Annotated in this window: 3 tRNA genes; all 3 read right to left on the bottom strand. The window is 49.2% G+C overall.

From position 1 onward, the window contains the following. Positions 1–5: 5 nt before the first annotated feature. A tRNA-Gln gene (locus BK139_RS23405) sits at positions 6–80 on the bottom strand. Between the two features lie 58 nt (positions 81–138). After that, positions 139–214 (bottom strand) — tRNA-His (locus tag BK139_RS23410). Positions 215–225: 11 nt separating this feature from the next. Beyond that, positions 226–299: transfer RNA gene (locus tag BK139_RS23415), tRNA-Trp, on the bottom strand. Between the last annotated feature and the right edge of the window lie 77 nt (positions 300–376).

Here is a 376-nt window from a genome sequence, read left to right on the forward strand (position 1 = left end):
CAAAATGGCTGGGCTAGCAGGATTCGAACCTGCGAGTGACGGAGTCAAAGTCCGGTGCCTTACCGCTTGGCTATAGCCCAATGATCATTTCATAATACATTTATATGAGAGTGACACTTGTACTGTTACATTAAAAAATGGGGCGACTGATGGGAATCGAACCCACGAGTGTCGGAGCCACAATCCGATGCGTTAACCACTTCGCCACAGCCGCCATAACAATATTGGCAGGGGTAGCAGGAATCGAACCCACATCAAAGGTTTTGGAGACCTTCGTTTTACCGTTAAACTATACCCCTATATAAATGGTGGAGGGGGGCAGATTCGAACTGCCGAACCCGAAGGAGCGGATTTACAGTCCGCCGCGTTTAGCCAC

The sequence above is a fragment of the Paenibacillus sp. FSL R5-0490 genome (genome assembly GCF_001956215.1).
Taxonomy (GTDB): Bacteria; Bacillota; Bacilli; order Bacillales; family Cytobacillaceae; genus Cytobacillus.